Genomic DNA, 20,013 nt, shown 5'->3' with positions numbered 1-20,013 from the left:
AACCCTTGCGACGCCACCCGGCATAAGTTAACTTAGGCTTACCTAATCAAAGGATGAGAATAGTGTTACCGCTGAGCTGCCACGCCCCGACCACCGCCGAACGGATTCGCAGCGCGTGCGCGCGCGCCGGCGGCGCACTCCTGGCGATCGAGCATGACGACCCGGTCCCCACGCCCGTACACCACCTGATGGACAACGGCTCCTTCGCGCTGGCGCTTCCCGTCGACCGGGAACGCGAGCGGCCCGTCGCGGGATCCCCAGCGCTGCTGGAGCTGACCGATTACGCGCCGCTCCCGCTGCGCGAACCGGTCCGTTCGCTGGTGTGGGTGCGCGGGTGCCTGCGGGAGGTGCCCGCGGCGGAGATCCTCACCACGCTCGACGCGGTCGCCGCCGAATGCCCGAATCCGGCACTGCTGGGAGTCGACACCCCGAGGTGTGCGCCCTCCGGTGCGGGAGAGCAGCGGTACACGCTGCTGCGGCTCGAGATCGCGTCGGTCGTGGTCACCGATGCGACCGGCGCGGAGCCGGTCACCGTGGACGATCTTCTGGCGGCCCGGCCCGACCCGTTCTGCGCGCTCGAGTCGAGCCTGTTGTGGCATTTGGACACCGCCCACAGCGACGTCGTGGCGCGACTGGTCTCCCGGCTGCCCGCGCCGCTGCGGCGCGGGCAGGTGCGGCCGTTGGGCCTCGACCGCTACGGTGTGCGGTTCCGCGTCGAGGGCACCGACCGAGACCACGACGTCCGGCTGCCGTTCCACAAGCCGGTGGACGACATGACCGGACTGCGCCAGGCCATCCGAGTGCTGATGGGGTGCCCCTTCATGAACGGGTTGCGGGCGCGCGGCTAGCCCTGCGACGATGCAGCCCGCGTAGCGGGGTGAGGAGGAGTAGGGCAATTGGCCTAGCCCTGCGACGATGCAGCCCGCGTAGCGGGGTGAGGAGGAGTAGGGCAATTGGCCTAGCCGAGATCGCGGCGAACCGGCGCGGCGGGCGCCGGCCACGTACGTTAGCCGGGTGAACGGCGACCGCGCACCGCAGCGTCGGCGGCCCGCACGGCGGGGCCCACCGGTCCCACCGCGCCGCGAGCCGCCCCAGGTGATTCGCCGCGCGGGCGCCCCGCCGCCGTCGCCGACCGCGGAGACCCAGCCGCTGCAGCGGCCGACGCCGCAGGCCCCCGCGGCCGTCCCCCCACCACCGCGACAACCCCCACCACCACCACGCGCGCCGAAGGCGTCCCGCCGGCGGCGCCGGTGGGTCCGAACGGTGCTCTCGGCCCTGCTGGTGGGCGTGCTGCTGGTCGGCGCCGGCGTCGTCACCGGGGCCGTCTGGTTCGACACCAAACTGCACCGCGAGCGGGTGCTCGCCGAGTATCCCGAGCGCCCCGGGCCCGGCCGCGGCACCAACTGGCTGATCGTCGGCTCGGACAGTCGTCAGGATCTCAGCGTCGAGCAGCAACAGGATCTGGCCACGGGCGGCGACATCGGCGATGGTCGAACCGACACGATCCTGCTGGTTCACGTGCCGGGCGTCGGGTCCGCGGTTCCGGCGACGATGGTGTCGATACCGCGCGACTCCTATGTGCCGATCCCGGATCACGGCAAGGACAAAATCAACGCCGCGTTCGCGATGGGCGGCGCGCAATTACTGGCCCGCACGGTGGAAAAGGCGACCGGCTTGCGCATCGATCACTACGCCGAGATCGGGTTCGGCGGGTTCGCCGCCGTGGTGGATGCGCTCGGCGGGGTGACGGTGTGCCCGAAGGCACCGGTCAGCGACCCGTTAGCCGGCATCGACCTGCCGGCCGGCTGCCAGACCCTCGACGGTCGCCACGCCCTCGGATACGTCCGGACGCGGGCCACCCCGCGGGCGGATCTGGACCGGATGGCCAATGAACGCCAGTTCGTGGCGGAGCTGCTGCATCGTGCCGGCAGCCCGGCGGTGTGGCTCAACCCGTGGCGCTGGTATTCGGTGCCCCGTGCCGCCGCTGACGCCCTGACCGTCGACCAGGATGACCACGCGTGGGATCTGGCCCGGCTCGGCTGGGCGTTGCGTGGATCCACCACCAGCGTCACCGTCCCGATCGGGGAGTTCACCAGCGGTGACGTGGGCGCGGTGGTGGTGTGGGATCACGATGAGGCAGCCCGGTTGTTCCAGGCGTTGGCCACCGACGCGCACGTGCCTCCCGCCGCGCGAGATGGCCAGCAGTAGCGGTCGAACTAGATGCTGACCTGGCCCGCGGAGTCGCCCCGCAGCCAGGCCTTGGTGCGGCCCGGGTGGTGAGTGGCCAGCCAGGCCACTCCGACGTCGCGGCAGAAATCGATGTCGTCGTACTCGTCGACGTTCCAGCAGTACACCGCCCTGCCCTGGGCGATGGCGCGGTCCGCCAGTTGCGGATATTCCTTCAACGTCAGCAGCGAAGGCCCGACGGCGGTGGCGCCGACGGCGGTGGGCGCGCCGCTGGTCAGGTAGCGAGCGGTCTTGCCCAGCAGCACCGTGGGCAGGAGCGGCGCGGCGCGCCGGATCCGCCAAATCGCGGACGCCGAGAACGACATCACCACCGCGCGGGAGCGGTCGGCGGAGGCGGGTGCGGCGATGCCGAAGCGGTGCAGCAACGCCAGAAGTTTGGTCTCCACCAGCGAGCCGTACCGGACGGGGTGCTTGGTTTCGATGAAAAGCTTCACCGGACGATGCCAATCCAGCACCAGCGAAACCAGCGCATCCAGCGTCAGCAAACTGGTATCGCCGTGGGCGCCGTCCTCGCGCCAGCTGTCGTGCCACTCCCCGTACTCCAGCTCGCGCAGCTGAGCGAGGGTCATCGTGCTGACCAAGCCGGCTCCGGTGGAGGTCCGGTCCAGCCGGCGATCGTGCACGCACACGAGATGACCGTCGCGGGTCAACCGCACATCGCATTCCACGCCGTCGGCGCCCTCTTTGAGCGCCAGATCATAGGCGGCCAGCGTGTGTTCGGGGCGCGCCGCCGAAGCGCCGCGGTGGGCGACGACATAGGGGTGCCCGGCGAGCACCTCGTCGGCCCACGTCATATCCCTATGCTGCCGGTTCCTGCCCGTCGAACTCAACTGGGTCAGTCGAAGCCGGGGCCGCAGCCCCGTCGTCGGGAACCATGACCCAGCGGTGCGCGGGCCGCGCGACGGGTTTGCGATGGAATCCCTCGAAAATGCGGGTGGCGGCGGCCAGGGTGGCGGCGGCGAACAGGTAGGCGACGACCATCAGGGCGGTGTTGTTGGCGATGCCCTGGGCGTCGGTGACGAAGCTGGTCGCGATCGCCGAGATGGATACGGCGTAGCTGCAGATCCACGCGAGCCACCACTGCAGGATGGGCCGTCGCAGCCGGGCCCAGTGGTCCTCGAGCAGCGCCAGCTCGATCACATACACCGGGGCCCACAGCAGATTGGCCAGCGGCGCGACGCAGCCGGCCCACAGTGCCCGCGTGGAGCGCGGCTCGGGCAGGCCGTGATGGGCGAGCACGGCGGCGCGCCGCGCGATCATCCACCGGATCAGCACCACGCCGGAGGCGATCACCGCCGCGGCCGCGCCCACGCTGGCGAGCACGCCGAGCCAGTCGGCACCGATGGCCACCCACGAGTCCAGCAATGTGGTCCGGTTGATCACCAGCAGCGCATAGCGGACGACGTAGACGAGGGCGGCAATGCCGAGGACCAGCACGCTCACGAATGACGTGGTGCGGACGAGCTGCGCCGAGGGGCCCGGTGGCGCGGGCGCTTCGCCAGCGGCGGGCGCGGGCTCGACGCGGTCCGCCAATCCCCAGCGCGGCATCACCGGGTAGCGCGGCGTGGGCCCGAGGGGGCGCCGGCCGTGTCTGGCCGGCGGCGCCGCGCCGGGACGCACCGCGATCCAGCGATAACCGGGCGGCAGCCGCGGTGACGTGCGCTGCCACCCCGGAGCCGGGCGCGGTCCGGTTGGGGGCGGGGCGCCCGCAGTGCTCCATCGCGGGTCGGCCGGCGGCGACTCCGGTATGGGCACCATCAGGGCGCCGCGGCAGCGGGGACACCACTCGCGTTGCCGGTCGCGCACGTTCCAGCGGGTGCCGCACTGGGAGCACACCTGGATCACCGGACCAGACTAGCGCCGCGACGATGCGGGCCGCGGAGGAGCGGCGCGACGGCCGGGTATCGACGAGGCTCGCGCGGGTCGGGCAACGTATCGGCGCCCGCAGGCTATCCACAGTTTCCACAGGTTTATCCACACATGCCCGGGGGGTATACGAAGCCATCGCTACAGCCTCTGGCGCCAAGCCGTGATCTAACTGTGGATAAGGTCGCGGTGTTGTACTCATGTCATCGGCGGCCGGGAGCGGTCGCCGAGCGAAATGGATTGGCGGGCTAAGCACTCGCCCCGCAGCGCACCGGTAAGGGTCCCCGCTCCGTCGAACTTGACGCCGTACCTCGCCATCTGTCGCAAACCCGCAGCTCAGAGAATTATTTTTCAACCTCGCCACAAAGCGCTATGATCGCGTTCGCGAAAGTGTTTGTGACTCACCTCACTACGCGGGGTGAAGCGGGAAAGGCGATTGATGGCCACGCATTCGTTCGGTCCGGGCCCACCCGCCCCGTCGAACTCGTATTGCGGCTCGCCCGCGTGGAATCACAGCTACAGCGTCGCCGCGCTGCGCGCGGGATTGATCGCGTTGGCCTTGCTGGCGGTCCTCGCGGTCATCGTCTTGTTCTGAACGACCCCGAGCGGGTATCCGCCCCACGGCTCAACAGGGGCCGTCCTTGCGGTGTGCGCGGTCATGGAGCAGGGTTATCTACGATTGACCGCCGCGTGGCAGCCCGCGCGACTGGGCGGCCGATAATCACCGACGAATCCACCGAAGGAAAGGAACGCCGTGGCTGAATACACCCTGCCCGACTTGGACTGGGACTATGCAGCGTTGGAACCGCACATCTCAGGTCAGATCAACGAGATCCACCACAGCAAGCACCACGCCGCATATGTCAAGGGCGTGAACGACGCTCTGTCCAAGCTCGAAGAGGCCCGTGGCAACGAGGATCACGCTGCGATCTTCCTGAACGAGAAGAACCTGGCCTTTCACCTGGGTGGCCACGTCAACCACTCGATCTGGTGGAAGAACCTGTCGCCGGACGGCGGCGACAAGCCGACCGGCGACCTGGCCGCCGCGATCGACGACGCGTTCGGATCCTTCGACCGATTCCGCGCGCAGTTCAGCGCCGCCGCCAACGGCCTGCAGGGGTCGGGCTGGGCAGTGCTGGGCTATGACACCCTCGGCGGCAGGCTACTGACCTTCCAGCTCTACGACCAGCAGGCCAACGTTCCGCTCGGCATCATTCCGTTGCTGCAGGTCGACATGTGGGAACACGCCTTCTACCTGCAGTACAAGAACGTTAAGGCGGACTACGTCAAGGCGTTCTGGAACGTCGTCAACTGGGCAGACGTGCAGAAGCGCTACGCGGCTGCGACCTCGAAGACCCAGGGCCTGATTTTCGGCTGACTTTCATTTCGATCGGCGGGGGCGTCGCGCGGATTGCGCGGCGCCCCAGTCGTTTGTCCGGCCCAGAATGGCCGCATGTGAAATCTGGGATGCCACCGTGTCGCGTTGCATGAGGCCTAATCCGCAGGCATGCTTAATTATTCGAGCTACCAGTGTGGTTATTCCAGACGGAGGGGTCGCGCGGAGGTCGAGATGGAAACTGGGTCGGATCGGCCTATCGGGGTATCCCCGTTCCATTCGCGCGGTGCCCTGAAGGGCTTCGTGATCTCCGGGCGTTGGCCCGATTCGACCAAAGAGTGGGCCCAGCTGCTCATGGTCGCGGTGAGGATCGCGTCCCTGCCCGGATTGCTTTCCACCACAACGGTGTTCGGCGCCCGCGAGGAATTGCCCGACGAACCCGAGCCCGGAACCGTCGGCCTGGTGCTGGCCGAGGGCACGGTCTGCGGTGAATCAGCAATCCAGCCAGGCTATTTCTCGGACCATCAGCCCCCCGCGCTACTCATGCTGCATCCTCCGTCGGAGACAACGCCGTCGCTGCCCGAATGCACGGGGGCGGCATCGGGATGCGTATTACTGCCCGGACTGCCCTACCTGGGGCTGGAACACCGCGCGGCTTGGGTGGAGGCAGAAGCCGACGGCACCATCACCTCGATGGTGAGCCGAGTGGGCGTCGACCCGATCAGCCATCCCGACACGGCAATTCTGGCGATGCTTCTCGCCGCATAGCGAAAACGCGCAAACGAGTTCAGCACTCGAATCCGAGACGTCGCGAGGGTTCGCGAACGATGATTCGCGGTCCCGAAGGTGGCGTCGCCCCTCGCGCTCGCCGAGATGAGCGACAAGTCCGCCCCCCGCGCCGGCTAAGTTAACGACCCCTCGACCATCGGCGTCCGCCAGGCGAACGCGGGGGTTCCGTCGCGCTCTCCCCGGTCCCGTTTCGCACCCGGTAGCAAATGGCGTCCTAGATCGGGCCGGCGTGCCGGCCCGTTGCGGTGCAATCGCCCTGCACCGCCCGGGTGCTCACCGTGTCCCCCACGAGGATGCCCGCCCGCCACCTCGGGACCGGTGTCTGATTCTGCGGGTAACCTGTGAGTTCCATGGATTTTATGGACACCCCAGCGAATCAGTTAGACGCTCGTCAAGTGGGCAGATGGTGAGCGTCAGCTATGCCGGCCGGGAATCCTTCGGGGTTTGCACCTGGTTACCCTTACCAAGCCTCGCTACCATGATCAGCAAATACACCTAGGTAATAGTTCACTTCTACAGCCCCGTGGAGGTCATATCAATGAGCACGACGTTCGCTGCTCGCCTGAACCGCCTGTTCGACACGGTGTATCCGCCCGGACGCGGGCCGCACACCTCCGCGGAAGTGATCGCGGCGCTCAAGGCGGAGGGCGTAACGATGTCGGCTCCCTACCTGTCTCAGTTGCGTTCCGGCAACCGCACCAACCCGTCCTCGACGACGATGGCCGCATTGGCGAACTTCTTCCGCATCAAGCCGGCGTACTTCACCGACGACGAGTACTACGAGAAGCTCGACAAGGAATTGTCGTGGCTGGCCACGACGCGCGACGACAGTGTGCGCCGCATCGCGGTGCGCACGGCGGAGCTGTCTCCCGAGGCCCAGCGCGAGGTCATGGCGCGGGTCAACGAACTGCGCCGCACGGAGCACCTGGACGCCTAGCGCCCGCCCACGCCTGACAGCAGCCTTCCGGGGCGGTTTGTCCAGCCCTGGGGGGTTACCGCCCGGCCATTCCGATTAGGGTTGGCTCAACAATTGCCAGCGAGATACCGGGAGGCGGCCGGGAATGGGCCTGTTCGGCAAGCGAAAGAGCCGCGCGACGCGTCGCGCCGAAGCCCGCGCGATCAAGGCCCGCGCGAAGCTCGAGGCCAAGCTGGCCGCGAAGAACGAGGTTCGCCGCGCCAAATCCGCTCAACGGGCGGAGAACAAGGCGCTCAGGGCTCAGCTCAAGGCGCAACACGACAGTGACCGCAATGCGTTGAAAGTCGCTGAGGCCCAACTCAAGGCGGCACGGGAGGGCAAGATCTTTTCGCCGACACGGATCCGTCGCGTGCTCACGGTGTCGCGGCTCCTCGCGCCGATCCTCACGCCGGTGATCTACCGCTTAGCCGTGTCGGCGCGCGCGCTGATCGATCAGCGCCGCGCGGATAGGCTCGGGATTCCGCTGGCTCAGATCGGCCAGTTCTCCGGACAGGGCGCCCAGCTGTCGGCCCGAATCGCCGGGGCGGAAAAATCGTTGCGGATGGTGCAGGACAAGAAGCCCAAGGACACCGAGACCAAGCAGTTCGTGGGCGCCATCACCGAACGGCTCACCGATCTGTCGGCGGCGGTGACCGCCGCGGAGAATCTGCCCGCCGCACGGCGCCGGGCGGCGCACACCGCGATCTCGTCGCAGCTCGAAGGCATCGAGGCGGACCTGATGGCCCGCCTCGGGTTGAGCTGACCGCCCGCACGAAAGGCAACCCCCCGCAATGTCAGTCCACGGCAGGTGGATCCCGCGCATCCTCCTCGCGGTCGGTGCGGTCGTCGTCCTCGCGTTCGGATCGGCGATGCAGAGTCCCGCCGCCTGGGCACACGTCCACGCCAGCAGCGACAACGCGGTGCGCGGCGCCATGGCCCTCGTCACCTTCCAGGTGCCCAACGAGTCGAACACCGGGGCCGCCACTACCGCGCTGACCGTCACCCTTCCCAACGTCGCATCGGCACGCGCCGAAAGCATGCCGGGCTGGGCGGCCCGCCTCGACCGAGACGCGGCGTCCGGTGCCGTCCGTTCGGTGACATGGACGGCCGCCCCCAACGGGGGGATCGCCGCGGACCAATTCGCGCTGTTCCGGTTATCCGTGAAGTTGCCCGACACCGATAGCGTCAGCTTTCCGGCCACGCAGACCTACGCCGACGGGACCGCCGTGAAATGGGATCAGCCGCCGCTGTCCGACGGCGGCGAGCCGGAACACCCGGTGCCCATGCTCATCCTTGCCAACGGACCGGCGGCGCCCCACCCACACCATGCGACGCCCAGCCAGGCCGACGGCACCGCTCGACTGTTGGGTGGCATCGCGCTGGTGATCGCCGCGCTGGGTGCCGCGATCGCCTTGATCCGCCGCCGGCCATGAAACGGCTGGCGGTGGGCGCGTGCGTCAGCGCGATGTTCGTGCTTGCCACCCTCAGCGCGCCGGCCGCGTCGGCGCACGCCACGCGGGTATCCACCGACCCCGCGGTCAATGCGGTGCTCGCGACCGCACCGCAGCGGGTCAGCGCGACCTTCAGCGAGCAGTTGCAGACCACGTTCGCCGCCATGACGGTCGTCGGGCCGGACGGCAACCTGTGGTCCACCGGCGAGCCCACCGTGCAAGGCGCGGTGGTCAGCACCGCCCTAGGCCCACTGGGGCCGGCCGGCACGTACACGGTGAACTACCGGGTGACCTCCGCGGACGGCCACGTGGTGTCCGGCTCTTGGTCGTTTCAGCTCACGGTGCCCGGCACCGGCACGCCCGGGCGGCCCGCCGCCGGCGGCGGTGACGGCGCAGACGTGCCCGTCTGGCCGTTCGTCGCGGCCGCGCTGGCGCTCGTCGCCGGCGGTGTCTGGTGGGCGGTGCGGCGCAGACGGTGATCGGTGCGGCGACCGGTGACCGAGGTGCCGTGACGCGTCCTGGCATGATGGGGGCGAGAACTCGGTGAGCTAGGGAAACGACGACAGAGGAAGCTCAAGGAGCGGCCGCATGGCAGACCCGCAGGACCCAACCGACAGCGCGCCCGACGGTGCCGGCACTCCGCCGGAGAAGAAGCCCCCCGCCAAGGCGGCGAAAAAGGCCGCGAAAGCGCCCGCCAAGAAAGCACCTGCGAAAAAGGCGCCGGCCAAGAAAGCGCCCGCGAAAAAGGCGCCGGCCAAGAAGGCGCCCGTCAAGAACACCGAACCCGCGGCCAACGCGCAACAGCGTGCGGAAACCAATGGTGATCTCACCGCTGCCGCCAAAGATGCCGCCGCACAGGCGAAGTCCACGGTGGACGCCGCCAACAACCCGGTCTCTCCCACCGTTGCGGGCCCCGCAGTGGGTCAATCCCCGGTGCCGCTGATCGTTGCCCTGGCCGTCAGCCTGCTGGCCATCCTGCTCATCCGCCAGCTGCGCCGTCGCTGAGCGCGCAGGCGTTTAACGTGTCAGAAGTGACGGTGCCATTCCGGCCGACCGCCGACCTCGTCGACAGCATCGGTCCCGATGTGCGCAGCTGCGACGTGCAATTCCGCCAGCTCGGCGGGCGGGCCGAATTCGCCGGGCCGATCAGCACCGTGCGCTGCTTTCAGGACAACGCGCTGCTGAAGTCGGTGCTCTCGGAGCCGGGTGACGGCGGGGTATTGGTGGTCGACGGTGCCGGCTCGCTGCACACCGCGCTGGTCGGCGACGTCATCGCCGAGCTCGCACGCTCCAACGGCTGGGCCGGGCTCATCGTCAACGGTGCGGTGCGTGACGCCGCCGCACTGCGGGGCATGGACATCGGCATCAAGGCGCTGGGCACCAATCCTCGCAAGAGCACCAAGACCGGTGCCGGCGAACGCGACGTCGAAGTCACCCTGGGCGGTGTGACGTTCGTGCCGGGCGAGATCGCCTACAGCGACGAAGACGGGATAGTCGTCGTCACCACGAGCCGCTAAACCGCTACCGGCGCAGGCTTTTTCGCGAACTTCAGGCCCTCGTCGTCGACCTTGCCACGCCGGATCGTGCGCATGTCGACGAAGTAGTTCTGCTTGAGCCGCCACGGCGCCCGCGACCCCGACTTGGGCAGCAGGTGCATCGAACGCCGGAAGTAGCCGGGACTGAAGTCCATGAACGGCAGCTCGCCGACGTCGTCGCCCGGGTGCTGCGGCTCCACGAAGTCAAAACCCTTGGCGTCCATGTAATTCAGCAACCGGCACACGAATTCGGAGACCAGGTCAGCCTTCAGCGTCCAGGATGCGTTCGTGTATCCGAAGGTGATGGCGAAGTTCGGCACACCGGAGAACATCAGGCCCTTGTAGGTCATCAACGAGGTCAGGTCGACGTCCTCACCGTTGCGGGTCGGCTTCACCCCGCCCAGCAACTGCATGTTCAATCCCGTTGCGGTGACGATGATGTCGGCCGGCAACTCCTGACCCGAGATGAGCCTGATGCCGGACTCGGTGAACCGATCGATGGTGTCGGTGACGACGTCGGCCTTGCCGTGCCGAATGGTCCGGAAGAAGTCGCCGTCGGGCGCCAGGCACAACCGCTCGTCCCAGACGTTGTAGCGCGGGCCGAAGTGCTTTTCGACGTCGTAGCCCTGCGGCAGGCGCCGCTGCGCCATCGTCATCAACGTCTTGCGCATGTAGGCGGGGGCCTTGCGGGACAGCTGGTACTGGAAAGTGCTGAACGCGATGGCCTTCCAGCGGTTGGCCATGTGCGCCAGGCGCTCCGGCAGCAGCCGGTTGGCCTTCTCGGCGAAGGGATCGACCCCGGGCAGCGACCCGATGTAGGTCGGCGAGCGCTGCAGCATCGTCACGTGACCGGCGCCAGAGTTCACCAGGGCGGGAATCAGTGTGATCGCGGTGGCGCCGGATCCGATGACGACGATTCGCTTGCCCGCGTAGTCGAGATTCTCCGGCCAGTGCTGCGGATGGACGATGGTGCCGCCGAAGTCGTCCGAGCCCGGGAAGGAGGGCGAGAACCCCTCGTCGTAGTTGTAGTAGCCGGTGCAGGCGAACAGGAACGAGCACGTCATCTCGGTCTGGCGGCCGTCGTTTTCGACGGTCAGCGTCCAGCGGTTGTCGGCGTCGGACCAGTCGGCGGCCACCACCCGGTGGTTGTAGCGGATGCGCGGCTCGATCCGGTTCTCGACCGCGGCCTCCTTGATGTAGGCCTTGATCGACGCGCCGTCGGCGATCGACTTCGCCGAACGCCAGGGCTTGAACCGGAAGCCGAGGGTGAACATGTCCGAGTCGGATCGGATGCCCGGGTATCGGAAGAGGTCCCAGGTGCCGCCGAGGTCGGCGCGGCGTTCGAGGATGGCGTAGCTCTTTGTCGGGCAGCGTTCCTGCAGGTGCCAGGCCGCGCTCACGCCGGAGATGCCGGCGCCCACGATGAGGACGTCAAGGTGCTCAGTCATACCCCCACGCTATCAACGCTGCGTCGAGTGGGTCAACACAGTGTCGAGAATTTCAACAGGGTGTAAAGTGGCGTTTGTGACTTCCGTCGGCCAGACTCGCGCCCTGCGGGGCCGCCGCCCCATCCGCCCCTCGGGCGACGAGCGTGAGCAGGCCATTCTCGCCACCGCCGAGCGGCTGCTCGAAACGCGACCGTTCGCCGGCATCTCGGTCGACGACCTGGCCAAGGGCGCCGGCCTGTCCCGGCCCACGTTCTACTTCTATTTCAAGTCCAAAGAGGCGGTGGTGCTGTCGCTGCTCGAGCCGGTCATCGCGCGCGCCGATGCCGAGTTCGACGGCGCCGTGCAGCGGCTGCCCGCCGACCCGCGGCGGGTGTGGCGCAACGGGATCAAGGCGTTCTTCACCGCCTTCAGCTCGCACCGCCCGCTGGCTCGCGCCGCCACCGAGGCGCTGGCCACCAGCTCGGAGTTGCGGTCGGTGTGGTCGGGGTTCATGCAGAAGTGGATCGACCAGACGGCGGCCATGATCACGGCGGAACGCGAGCGCGGCGCGGCGCCCGACACCATTCCCGCCGCCGACCTCGCCACATCGCTGAACCAGATGAACGAGCGCAGCATGATGGCCGCGCTCTCCGCCGAGACACCCGCGGTGGACGAGGACCGCGTCGTCGACACCCTCACCCACATCTGGGTCAGCAGCATCTACGGCGAATCCGGCTAGCTGTCGGAGCCGCGTGCGAACATATGTTCGTGCGGAGCTCGCGTATTCAAACAGCCGACATCCTGCACGCGGACCTCGATTCCTTCTACGCGTCCGTCGAACAGCGCGACGACCCGACGCTGCGCGGCCGCCCGGTGATCGTCGGCGGCGGGGTGGTTCTGGCCGCGAGTTACGAAGCCAAGGCCTACGGCGTTCGGACGGCCATGGGCGGCGCGCAGGCGCGGCGGCTGTGCCCGGCCGCGGTGGTGGTGCCGCCGCGGATGAGCGCCTACAGCCGCGCCAGTGACGCCGTCTTCGAGGTGTTCCGCGATTGCACCCCGATCGTGGAGGCGCTGTCGGTGGACGAGGCCTTCCTCGACGTCGGCGGGCTGCGCCGGGTCAGCGGCACGCCGGCGGCGATTGCCGAGCGGCTGCGCGCCGACGTGCGCGACCGGGTCGGGCTACCGATCACCGTGGGGATCGCCCGGACGAAGTTCCTCGCCAAGGTCGCCAGCCAGGAGGCCAAGCCCGACGGGCTGCTGCTGGTGCCGCCCGATCGGGAGTTGACGTTTTTGCGGCCATTGCCGGTGCGCCGGCTGTGGGGCGTGGGCGCGGTGACGGCCGAGAAGCTGCACGCACACGGCATCGTGACCGTCGCTGACGTCGCCGAGCTCAGCGAGTCGACGCTGGGCTCGATGGTGGGCGGCGCGATGGGTCGCCAGCTGTATGCGCTGGCCCGCAATATCGATCGCCGCCGGGTCACCACCGGCGTTCGGCGTCGCTCCGTCGGCGCCCAGCGGGCGCTGGGCCGCCCCGGTAACACCATGTCGCCCAATGAGATTGACGCCGTTGTGGTCAACCTGATCGACCGCATCACGGGTCGCATGCGCGCCGCCGGGCGCACCGGTCGCACGGTGGTGCTGCGGCTGCGCTTCGACGACTTCACCCGGGCGACCCGGTCACACACCATGCCGTGGGCCACGTCGTCCACGGCACCCATCCTGTCCACCGCGCGGCAGCTGGTTGCCGGCGCCGCGCCGATGATCGCGCAGCGCGGTTTGACGCTGGTCGGCTTCGCGGTGGCGGGCATCGACCGCAGCGGCGCCCAGCAGCTGATGCTGCCGTTCGGCGAACCGAACCGCCGCGCGGCCGGCGACGACATCGACGCGGCCATCGACCGGGTGCGCCGGCGTTATGGCAAATCGGCGCTCACCCCCGCGGTCTTGTTGGGCCGCGATGCGGGCTTCGACATGCCGCACCCACCCGACTGATCGAAGGAACGCGACCACGCACTCGCGTGGCTGGCTTCGCTTCCAGGTCGCACTGACGTGTCGAAGCGGGACACGGCCAAAGCCTCTGTCGGCGGCGCCCTCGCAGCGATGGGAAGCCTTGGAGGACTTGTCATTTCCGCGGGCACCAAGAGCCGTCACGGGAGTCGTTGATCGACAGGATGTGCGACAGGCGACTAATTCGCCGTCCACTCCAGCAGCCGCTCGGCCGGCCAGGTGTTCACGATCCGGTCGACGGGAACGCCCGCATCCAGCGCGCGCTGGGCGCCGTAACCGAGGAAATCCAGCTGTCCGGGCGCATGGGCGTCGGTGTCGATGCTGAACATGCAGCCGATCTCCAGCGCCAGGTTGAGCAGACGGGTCGGCGGGTCGCGCCGCTCGGGCCGGGAGTTGATCTCCACCGCGGTGCCGCGCTCGCGACATGCGGTGAACACCGCCTCGGCGTCGAACTTGGATTCCGGCCGGATGCCGCGGTTTCCGGACACCAGCCGGCCGGTGCAGTGGCCGAGCACGTCCGCGTGCGGGTTCTCCACCGCGCGCACCATGCGACGGGTCATCGCCGCCGAATCCATCGACAACTTGGAGTGCACGCTGGCCACCACGACGTCGAGGCGCTCCAGCAGTTCGGGCTCCTGATCCAGGCTGCCGTCGTCGAGGATGTCCACCTCGATCCCGGTGAGGATGCGCATCGGCGCGAACTCGTCCTGCAGCCCGTCGATCACGTCGAGCTGCTTGCGCAACCGCTCCGGCGAGAGACCGTTGGCGATGGTCAGCCGCGGCGAATGATCGGTCAGCGCGCAGTATTCGTGGCCCAGCGCGGCCGCCGCGGCCATCATCTCCTCGATCGGCGCCGAGCCGTCCGACCAGTTCGAGTGCAGATGCAGATCGCCGCGCAGCGCGGAACGGATGTCGCCGCCCCCGAGATCCTCGGCGCCAGAACGGAGTTCGACCAGCAGGTCGGGTTCACGACCCGACCACGCCTGGTCGATGACCCTGGCGGTTTTGGGACCGATACCAGGCAACGACTGCCAGCTGTTGGCCTGACCGTGGCGTTCCCGCGCCGCGTCGTCGAGGCCCTCGATGACGTCGGCCGCGTTGCGATAGGCCATCACCCGCCTGGGGTCGTGGCGGCTCCGGTCCTTGTAGTAGGCGATCTGGCGCAGCGCCGCTACCGGGTCCATGACTCCAGTGTGCCCGCCAGACCTCCCCGGATCACACCAGCTGGCCGGCGACGAATCCGGCGAGCAGCACCGTGAATCCGCCGATCTCCCCGATGATCAGCAGCACCATCGCCAGCCTGAGTCGCCCGTCGGCGTTCTCGAATTGGTTGACGGTGTCGCGCCGCGCTCCGTGGTCGATGTAGGCCGCGATCGCCGCCACGAAGAAGAAGACCACCACCCCCGCCGCCGTCAGGTTCACCCACGCTGGCCAGGCGCTGTATTGCACGAATGCCGCCAGCAGCAGCGTCGCGAACGAGTACAGCAGCGCCGCCCGGTGCGCGATGTCGACGTAGGGATGCGCGAGGTGGTTGTCGGAGGTGATCATCTCGCGGTATTTCCATACGCCGAGAACGAGCGCGAGAAGGAAGATCAGGCCCGCCGCCAGCAGGGTGATCTTGGTGTCGATGCCGAGGGAACCGCAAACAGTAGTCATAGCGCAGTCGAGCTTAGTTGCCCTTCATAAAGATCCACTAACGTGATCGAGATGCGCTTCGCGTTCAAGACTTCTCCGCAAAACACGACCTGGCCACAAATGCTGGCCGTTTGGCAGGTGGCCGACGACATCGACGTCTACGAATCCGGGTGGACGTTCGACCACTTCTATCCGATCTTTTCCGACAGCAGCGGGCCATGCCTGGAGGGCTGGACGACGCTGACGGCGCTGGCACAGGCCACCAAGCGGTTGCGGCTGGGCACCCTGGTCACCGGGATCCACTACCGCCACCCCGCGGTGCTGGCCAACATGGCGGCCGCCCTCGACATCATTTCGGGCGGGCGGCTCGAGCTGGGGATCGGCGCCGGCTGGAACGAAGAGGAATCCGGCGCCTACGGCATCGAGCTGGGCAGCATCACGGAACGCTTCGACCGCTTCGAGGAAGCGTGTGAGGTGCTGACCCGCCTTTTGACCACCGACTGCTCCGATTTTCAAGGCAGGTTCTATCAGCTCAAGGGCGCCCGCAACGAGCCCAAGGGACCGCAGCGGCCGCACCCGCCGATCTGCATCGGCGGCAGCGGGGAGAAGCGCACGCTGCGGATCACCGCCCGCTATGCGCAGCACTGGAATTTCGTTGGCGGTCCGCCCGATGTTTTCGCCCACAAGCGTGACGTTCTCGCCTCGCACTGCGCGGACATCGGCCGCGATCCGAAGGAGATCACCCTCTCGGCCCACCTGCGCCTGGAGCCAAACCTCGACTACGGGAAGGTCGTCGAGGACGCGGCCGGACTCGCCGCCGAAGGGCTGGATCTGGGCATCGTCTACCTTCCCCCGCCGTTCGACCCCGCCGTGCTGGAGCCGCTCGCCGAGGCGATCCGCGATTCGGGGTTGGTGGAGCAGTGACGAACTGTGCACCGGTTTCGGGCCCGCTTGAGACTCTTAGGCGAAGATCCCGTTCGCCGGGATCCGAGCAAACCCAGTGCGCGCCGGCAAGCGCGCCGCCCGGGCGGTCACGCGCCCAAGAGCAGTAGGTCCTGAGCGGTTACGAGCCGCTCGTGCTTGGCGGGAAACTCACGACTTTTCACCGGGTGACGCAGCCATGACCAGGCCATTCGCCCCATCCGAGTCCGGGGTACTGGGTGGATATGCACAAGAACCACTCCTGCGGTCGGTCCGTTCATCCGGGAAACAGTGTGACCCCCCTGTGAGCGGGCTCACAGAGGATTATTAGACACCTACCATCTGGCAAACTGCGGGAGACGCGCCGACGACGACCGGCTGTGTTTCTGGTGTGACTGGTGTTACTACTGAAGCGGTGCCGCGGTCGACTTGATGGGTGCCGGCAGTGCGGTGGAACCCATCATGAATCGGTCCGCCGCCGCTGCGGCCGCCCGGCCCTCAGCTATCGCCCAGACGATCAGGGACTGGCCACGACCCATGTCCCCGGCAACGAAGACGCCCGGAACCGACGTCTCGAAGTCGGCGCTGCGCGCGACGTTGCCGCGGTCGGTGAACTTGACCCCGAGTTCGGTGAGCAGGCCCTCCTTCTCGGGGCCGACGAATCCCATCGCCAGCAACACCAGGTCGGCCTCGAGTTCGAATTCGGAACCCTCCACCTTGACGAACTTGCCGTCCTCCATGGTCACCTCGTGCGCCTTGAGCGCGGTCACGTGACCGTCTTCGCCGGCGAACTCCTCGGTGTTGACGGAGAACACCCGCTTGCCGCCCTCTTCGTGCGCCGCGGAGACCCGGTACATCAGCGGGTAGGTCGGCCACGGGGTGGACGGGGCGCGCGTCTCCGGCGGGCGCGGCATGATCTCGAACTGGTGCACCTCGATGGCGCCCTGCCGGTGCACGGTGCCCAGACAGTCGGCGCCGGTGTCACCTCCGCCGATGATGATGACCCTCTTGCCTTTGGCGGTGAGCGGCGGCTGTCCGTCCGCATCCATCTCGGCGTCGCCGAGGTCACCCGAGGCCTGCCGGTTGCCCCAGGGCAGGTACTCCATCGCCTGGTGGATGCCGTCCAATTCCCGGCCGGGAATGGGTAGATCGCGCCACGCGGTCGCACCACCGGCCAGCACCACCGCGTCGAAGTCGGCGCGCAGTTGTTCCGCGGTGATGTCGACCCCGACGTTGATGCCCGCCCGGAATTCGGTTCCCTCGGCCCGCATCTGGTCCAGCCGACGGTCGACAACGCGCTTTTCCATCTTGAATTCCGGAATGCCGTAGCGCAGCAGTCCACCGATGCGATCGGCCCGCTCGAAGACGACGACGCTGTGGCCGGCGCGGGTCAGCTGCTGAGCGGCGGCCAGACCCGCCGGCCCGGAACCGACCACGGCGACCTTTTTCCCGGTCAGCTTCTCCGGCGGCAGCGGCCGCACCCAGCCCTCGGCGAAGGCCTTTTCGATGATTTCGTACTCGATCTGCTTGATCGTCACCGGGGGCTGGTTGATGCCGAGCACACAGGCCGGCTCACAGGGGGCCGGGCACAGCCGACCGGTGAAGTCCGGGAAGTTGTTGGTGGCATGCAGTCGTTCGATGGCGTCGCGCCACTGGTCCTTGCGTACCAGGTCGTTCCACTCCGGAATCAGATTGCCCAGCGGGCAGCCGTTGTGACAGAACGGAATGCCGCAGTCCATGCAGCGGGTCGCCTGCTCACGCAGGGTCTCGTTGTCGAATTCCTCGTAGACCTCGTTCCAGTCGCCCAACCGCAGCGGGACGGGCCGGCGCTTCGGCAGTTCCCGATGCGTGTATTTCATGAAGCCGCTTGGATCAGCCATGGGCGGCCGCCATGATCGCCTTGTCCACATCCACGCCGTCACGTTCCGCCTCGGCGATGGCCTGCAGCACCCGCTTGTAGTCCCGCGGCATCACCTTGACGAAATGCTTCCGCTGTTCTGGCCAGTCACTCAGAATGCGCTGAGCCACAGCGGAATCGGTGGCATCAACGTGTCCCTGGATCATGCCGTGCAACCACTCGTTGTCATCTTCATCCAAGCTCTCGAGCTCGACCATCTCCGCGTTGAGATTTCCTGACAATTCGCCGTGCGGGTCGTAGACGTACGCCACACCGCCGGACATACCGGCCGCGAAGTTACGGCCGGTGCGACCGAGGACGACGACCTTGCCGCCGGTCATGTACTCGCAACCGTGGTCCCCGACGCCCTCGACGACGGCGTGCGCCCCGGAGTTGCGGACCGCGAATCGCTCGCCGACGACGCCGCGCAGGTACGCCTCCCCGCTGGTCGCGCCGAACAGAATCACGTTGCCACCGATGATGTTGTCCTCGGCCACGTAGTCCTGCGGCGCGTCGTCCGACGGCCGAACGACAATCCGCCCACCGGACAGTCCCTTGCCGACGTAGTCGTTGGCGTCGCCGTAGACGCGCAAGGTGATGCCTCGCGGCACGAAGGCGCCGAAGCTGTTGCCGGCCGAGCCGTCGAAGGTGATGTCGATGGTGCCGTCCGGCAACCCTTGACCGCCATACGCTTTGGTCACCTCATGGCCGAGCATGGTGCCCACCGTGCGGTTGACGTTGCTGATCGTGGTGGAGAAGCGTACCGGCTTCTGCGAGTCCAGCGCCTCGCGGCTCATCACGATCAACTGCTGGTCGAGCGCCTTGTCCAGACCGTGGTCCTGACGCGAGGTGCAGTACAGGTCCTGATTCATGAACGCCGATTCCGGCTCGTGCAGGACCGGGCCCAGATCCAGCCGGTGCGCCTTCCAGTGGGCGCGCGCCAGCGTGGTGTCCAACGACTTCACCTGGCCGACGGCCTCGTTGAGGGTGCGGAACCCCAACTGCGCCATGTATTCGCGGACTTCTTCGGCGATGTACATGAAGAAGTTCTCCACGAACTCGGGCTTGCCGGTAAAACGTTCCCGCAGCAGCGGGTTCTGGGTGGCCACGCCGACCGGGCAGGTGTCGAGGTGGCAGACCCGCATCATGATGCAGCCCGCTACGACCAGCGGAGCGGTGGCGAAGCCGAATTCCTCGGCGCCCAGCAGCGCCGCGATCATCACGTCGCGGCCGGTCTTGAGCTGGCCGTCGACCTGGACCACGATCCGGTCGCGTAACCCGTTGAGCAACAACGTCTGCTGCGTCTCCGCCAGACCCAGCTCCCACGGCGCGCCGGCGTGCTTCTGCGAGGTCAGCGGCGTGGCGCCGGTGCCGCCGTCGTGCCCGGAGATCAGCACCACGTCGGCGTGTGCCTTGGACACACCCGCGGCCACCGTGCCCACGCCGTTCTCGGAGACCAGCTTGACGTGCACGCGCGCGGCCGGGTTGGCGTTCTTCAGGTCGTGGATCAGCTGGGCCAGATCCTCGATGGAGTAGATGTCGTGGTGCGGCGGCGGCGAAATCAGGCCGACGCCGGGCGTGGAGTGGCGGACCTCGGCGACCCACGGGTACACCTTGTGCCCCGGAAGCTGGCCTCCTTCACCGGGTTTCGCACCCTGGGCCATCTTGATCTGGATGTCGGTGCAGTTCGTCAGGTAGTGCGATGTGACACCGAACCGCCCGGAGGCGACCTGCTTGATCGCGCTGCGCCGCCAGGACCCGTCGGGGTCGCGGTCGAAGCGCTTGACGTCCTCGCCGCCCTCGCCGCTGTTGGACCGACCGCCCAGCCGGTTCATCGCGATGGCCAGCGTCTCGTGCGCCTCCGCGGAGATCGAGCCGTAGCTCATCGCCCCGGTCGAGAAGCGTTTGATGATTTCGCTGGCGGGCTCGACCTCGTCCAGTGGGATCGGT

Annotated in this window: 21 protein-coding genes; 14 read left to right on the top strand and 7 right to left on the bottom strand. The window is 67.9% G+C overall.

Annotated features, from left to right (window positions below):
- The first annotated feature begins 62 nt into the window (after positions 1 to 62).
- Together Q0W90_RS01980 and Q0W90_RS01975 are read left to right on the top strand one after the other, a co-directional pair.
- A complete protein-coding gene (locus Q0W90_RS01980) occupies positions 63 to 848 on the top strand; it encodes a DUF2470 domain-containing protein (RefSeq protein ID WP_297594121.1) in 786 nt (261 codons plus the stop codon).
- Between the two features lie 166 nt (positions 849 to 1,014).
- Complete coding sequence (locus Q0W90_RS01975) at positions 1,015 to 2,208, top strand: LCP family protein (RefSeq protein WP_297697395.1); 1,194 nt, start codon at positions 1,015 to 1,017, stop codon at positions 2,206 to 2,208.
- An 8-nt stretch (positions 2,209 to 2,216) separates the two neighbouring features.
- Here Q0W90_RS01975 and Q0W90_RS01970 read toward each other — a convergent pair whose 3' ends face one another.
- The gene (locus Q0W90_RS01970; RefSeq protein ID WP_297594065.1) at positions 2,217 to 3,041 is read right to left on the bottom strand and encodes a glycerophosphodiester phosphodiesterase; all 825 of its coding nucleotides are present in this window, start codon (positions 3,039 to 3,041) and stop codon (positions 2,217 to 2,219) included.
- Positions 3,042 to 3,045: 4 nt separating this feature from the next.
- A complete protein-coding gene (locus tag Q0W90_RS01965) occupies positions 3,046 to 4,092 on the bottom strand; it encodes a DUF4328 domain-containing protein (RefSeq protein WP_297594063.1) in 1,047 nt (348 codons plus the stop codon).
- Positions 4,093 to 4,552: 460 nt separating this feature from the next.
- On the opposite strand from Q0W90_RS01965, the gene Q0W90_RS01960 reads away from it, so the two are divergent.
- From Q0W90_RS01960 to rraA, 9 genes are all read left to right on the top strand, one after another.
- Positions 4,553 to 4,708, top strand: a complete 156-nt coding sequence (locus Q0W90_RS01960) for a hypothetical protein (RefSeq protein ID WP_297594061.1) — start codon at positions 4,553 to 4,555, stop codon at positions 4,706 to 4,708.
- Positions 4,709 to 4,867: 159 nt separating this feature from the next.
- Positions 4,868 to 5,491 carry a superoxide dismutase gene (locus Q0W90_RS01955; RefSeq protein ID WP_297594059.1) on the top strand — a complete coding sequence of 208 codons (624 nt, stop codon included), beginning with the start codon at positions 4,868 to 4,870 and terminating at the stop codon, positions 5,489 to 5,491.
- A gap of 192 nt (positions 5,492 to 5,683) precedes the next feature.
- Complete coding sequence (locus tag Q0W90_RS01950) at positions 5,684 to 6,217, top strand: peptidase (protein WP_297594057.1); 534 nt, start codon at positions 5,684 to 5,686, stop codon at positions 6,215 to 6,217.
- Between the two features lie 559 nt (positions 6,218 to 6,776).
- Complete coding sequence (locus tag Q0W90_RS01945) at positions 6,777 to 7,175, top strand: transcriptional regulator (RefSeq protein ID WP_297594055.1); 399 nt, start codon at positions 6,777 to 6,779, stop codon at positions 7,173 to 7,175.
- 124 nt (positions 7,176 to 7,299) lie between these two features.
- On the top strand, positions 7,300 to 7,956 hold the full coding sequence (locus Q0W90_RS01940) for a DUF6474 family protein (RefSeq protein WP_297772882.1): 657 nt from the start codon (positions 7,300 to 7,302) through the stop codon (positions 7,954 to 7,956).
- A gap of 28 nt (positions 7,957 to 7,984) precedes the next feature.
- The gene (locus Q0W90_RS01935) at positions 7,985 to 8,626 is read left to right on the top strand and encodes a YcnI family protein (protein WP_297594051.1); all 642 of its coding nucleotides are present in this window, start codon (positions 7,985 to 7,987) and stop codon (positions 8,624 to 8,626) included.
- A complete protein-coding gene (locus Q0W90_RS01930; RefSeq protein WP_297594049.1) occupies positions 8,623 to 9,123 on the top strand; it encodes a copper resistance CopC family protein in 501 nt (166 codons plus the stop codon). Before Q0W90_RS01935 ends, Q0W90_RS01930 begins: the two co-directional genes overlap by 4 nt.
- A gap of 109 nt (positions 9,124 to 9,232) precedes the next feature.
- Positions 9,233 to 9,649: a nucleoid-structuring protein H-NS gene (locus tag Q0W90_RS01925; RefSeq protein WP_297594047.1), complete on the top strand. Its 417-nt coding sequence runs from the start codon at positions 9,233 to 9,235 to the stop codon at positions 9,647 to 9,649.
- Between the two features lie 26 nt (positions 9,650 to 9,675).
- Entirely contained in the window at positions 9,676 to 10,161 is a 486-nt protein-coding gene (rraA, locus tag Q0W90_RS01920) for a ribonuclease E activity regulator RraA (RefSeq protein WP_297594045.1), read from the top strand.
- Here rraA and Q0W90_RS01915 read toward each other — a convergent pair.
- The gene (locus tag Q0W90_RS01915) at positions 10,158 to 11,627 is read right to left on the bottom strand and encodes an NAD(P)/FAD-dependent oxidoreductase (protein ID WP_297697396.1); all 1,470 of its coding nucleotides are present in this window, start codon (positions 11,625 to 11,627) and stop codon (positions 10,158 to 10,160) included. The genes rraA and Q0W90_RS01915 overlap by 4 nt on opposite strands.
- A gap of 76 nt (positions 11,628 to 11,703) precedes the next feature.
- Here Q0W90_RS01915 and Q0W90_RS01910 point away from each other — a divergent pair, with 76 nt between their 5' ends.
- On the top strand, positions 11,704 to 12,345 hold the full coding sequence (locus Q0W90_RS01910; RefSeq protein WP_297594043.1) for a TetR/AcrR family transcriptional regulator: 642 nt from the start codon (positions 11,704 to 11,706) through the stop codon (positions 12,343 to 12,345).
- Between the two features lie 23 nt (positions 12,346 to 12,368).
- Positions 12,369 to 13,595, top strand: a complete 1,227-nt coding sequence (gene dinB, locus Q0W90_RS01905; protein WP_297594041.1) for a DNA polymerase IV — start codon at positions 12,369 to 12,371, stop codon at positions 13,593 to 13,595.
- A gap of 194 nt (positions 13,596 to 13,789) precedes the next feature.
- Here dinB and Q0W90_RS01900 read toward each other — a convergent pair whose 3' ends face one another.
- Both Q0W90_RS01900 and Q0W90_RS01895 read right to left on the bottom strand, forming a co-directional pair.
- On the bottom strand, positions 13,790 to 14,794 hold the full coding sequence (locus Q0W90_RS01900) for a PHP domain-containing protein (protein WP_297697397.1): 1,005 nt from the start codon (positions 14,792 to 14,794) through the stop codon (positions 13,790 to 13,792).
- 31 nt (positions 14,795 to 14,825) lie between these two features.
- Entirely contained in the window at positions 14,826 to 15,266 is a 441-nt protein-coding gene (locus tag Q0W90_RS01895; protein ID WP_297594037.1) for a hypothetical protein, read from the bottom strand.
- Between the two features lie 51 nt (positions 15,267 to 15,317).
- On the opposite strand from Q0W90_RS01895, the gene Q0W90_RS01890 reads away from it, so the two are divergent.
- Complete coding sequence (locus tag Q0W90_RS01890; RefSeq protein WP_297594035.1) at positions 15,318 to 16,169, top strand: LLM class F420-dependent oxidoreductase; 852 nt, start codon at positions 15,318 to 15,320, stop codon at positions 16,167 to 16,169.
- Positions 16,170 to 16,570: 401 nt separating this feature from the next.
- On the opposite strand, the gene Q0W90_RS01885 is transcribed toward Q0W90_RS01890, so the two are convergent.
- Both Q0W90_RS01885 and Q0W90_RS01880 read right to left on the bottom strand, forming a co-directional pair.
- On the bottom strand, positions 16,571 to 18,046 hold the full coding sequence (locus tag Q0W90_RS01885; protein WP_297594033.1) for a glutamate synthase subunit beta: 1,476 nt from the start codon (positions 18,044 to 18,046) through the stop codon (positions 16,571 to 16,573).
- Positions 18,039 to 20,013: glutamate synthase-related protein (locus tag Q0W90_RS01880; protein ID WP_297772874.1), on the bottom strand; the 1,975-nt coding region annotated here is incomplete at its 5' end. The genes Q0W90_RS01880 and Q0W90_RS01885, both read right to left, overlap by 8 nt.

Source organism: Mycobacterium sp., from assembly GCF_025933915.1.
In the GTDB taxonomy this organism is placed as follows: domain Bacteria; phylum Actinomycetota; class Actinomycetes; order Mycobacteriales; family Mycobacteriaceae; genus Mycobacterium.
Note: the sequence above shows the minus strand (reverse complement) of the source record. Positions and strands in the feature narration are given on the sequence as shown.

Coding starts and splice junctions, on each gene's coding strand:
- Q0W90_RS01970 (WP_297594065.1), bottom strand. CDS start 3,041: ATGACGTGGGCCGACGAGGTGCTCGCCGGGCACCCCTATGTCGTCGCC.
- Q0W90_RS01960 (WP_297594061.1), top strand. CDS start 4,553: ATGGCCACGCATTCGTTCGGTCCGGGCCCACCCGCCCCGTCGAACTCG.
- Q0W90_RS01950 (WP_297594057.1), top strand. CDS start 5,684: ATGGAAACTGGGTCGGATCGGCCTATCGGGGTATCCCCGTTCCATTCG.
- Q0W90_RS01945 (WP_297594055.1), top strand. CDS start 6,777: ATGAGCACGACGTTCGCTGCTCGCCTGAACCGCCTGTTCGACACGGTG.
- Q0W90_RS01940 (WP_297772882.1), top strand. CDS start 7,300: ATGGGCCTGTTCGGCAAGCGAAAGAGCCGCGCGACGCGTCGCGCCGAA.
- Q0W90_RS01935 (WP_297594051.1), top strand. CDS start 7,985: ATGTCAGTCCACGGCAGGTGGATCCCGCGCATCCTCCTCGCGGTCGGT.
- Q0W90_RS01930 (WP_297594049.1), top strand. CDS start 8,623: ATGAAACGGCTGGCGGTGGGCGCGTGCGTCAGCGCGATGTTCGTGCTT.
- Q0W90_RS01925 (WP_297594047.1), top strand. CDS start 9,233: ATGGCAGACCCGCAGGACCCAACCGACAGCGCGCCCGACGGTGCCGGC.
- Q0W90_RS01915 (WP_297697396.1), bottom strand. CDS start 11,627: ATGACTGAGCACCTTGACGTCCTCATCGTGGGCGCCGGCATCTCCGGC.
- dinB (WP_297594041.1), top strand. CDS start 12,369: ATGTTCGTGCGGAGCTCGCGTATTCAAACAGCCGACATCCTGCACGCG.
- Q0W90_RS01900 (WP_297697397.1), bottom strand. CDS start 14,794: ATGGACCCGGTAGCGGCGCTGCGCCAGATCGCCTACTACAAGGACCGG.
- Q0W90_RS01895 (WP_297594037.1), bottom strand. CDS start 15,266: ATGACTACTGTTTGCGGTTCCCTCGGCATCGACACCAAGATCACCCTG.
- Q0W90_RS01890 (WP_297594035.1), top strand. CDS start 15,318: ATGCGCTTCGCGTTCAAGACTTCTCCGCAAAACACGACCTGGCCACAA.
- Q0W90_RS01885 (WP_297594033.1), bottom strand. CDS start 18,046: ATGGCTGATCCAAGCGGCTTCATGAAATACACGCATCGGGAACTGCCG.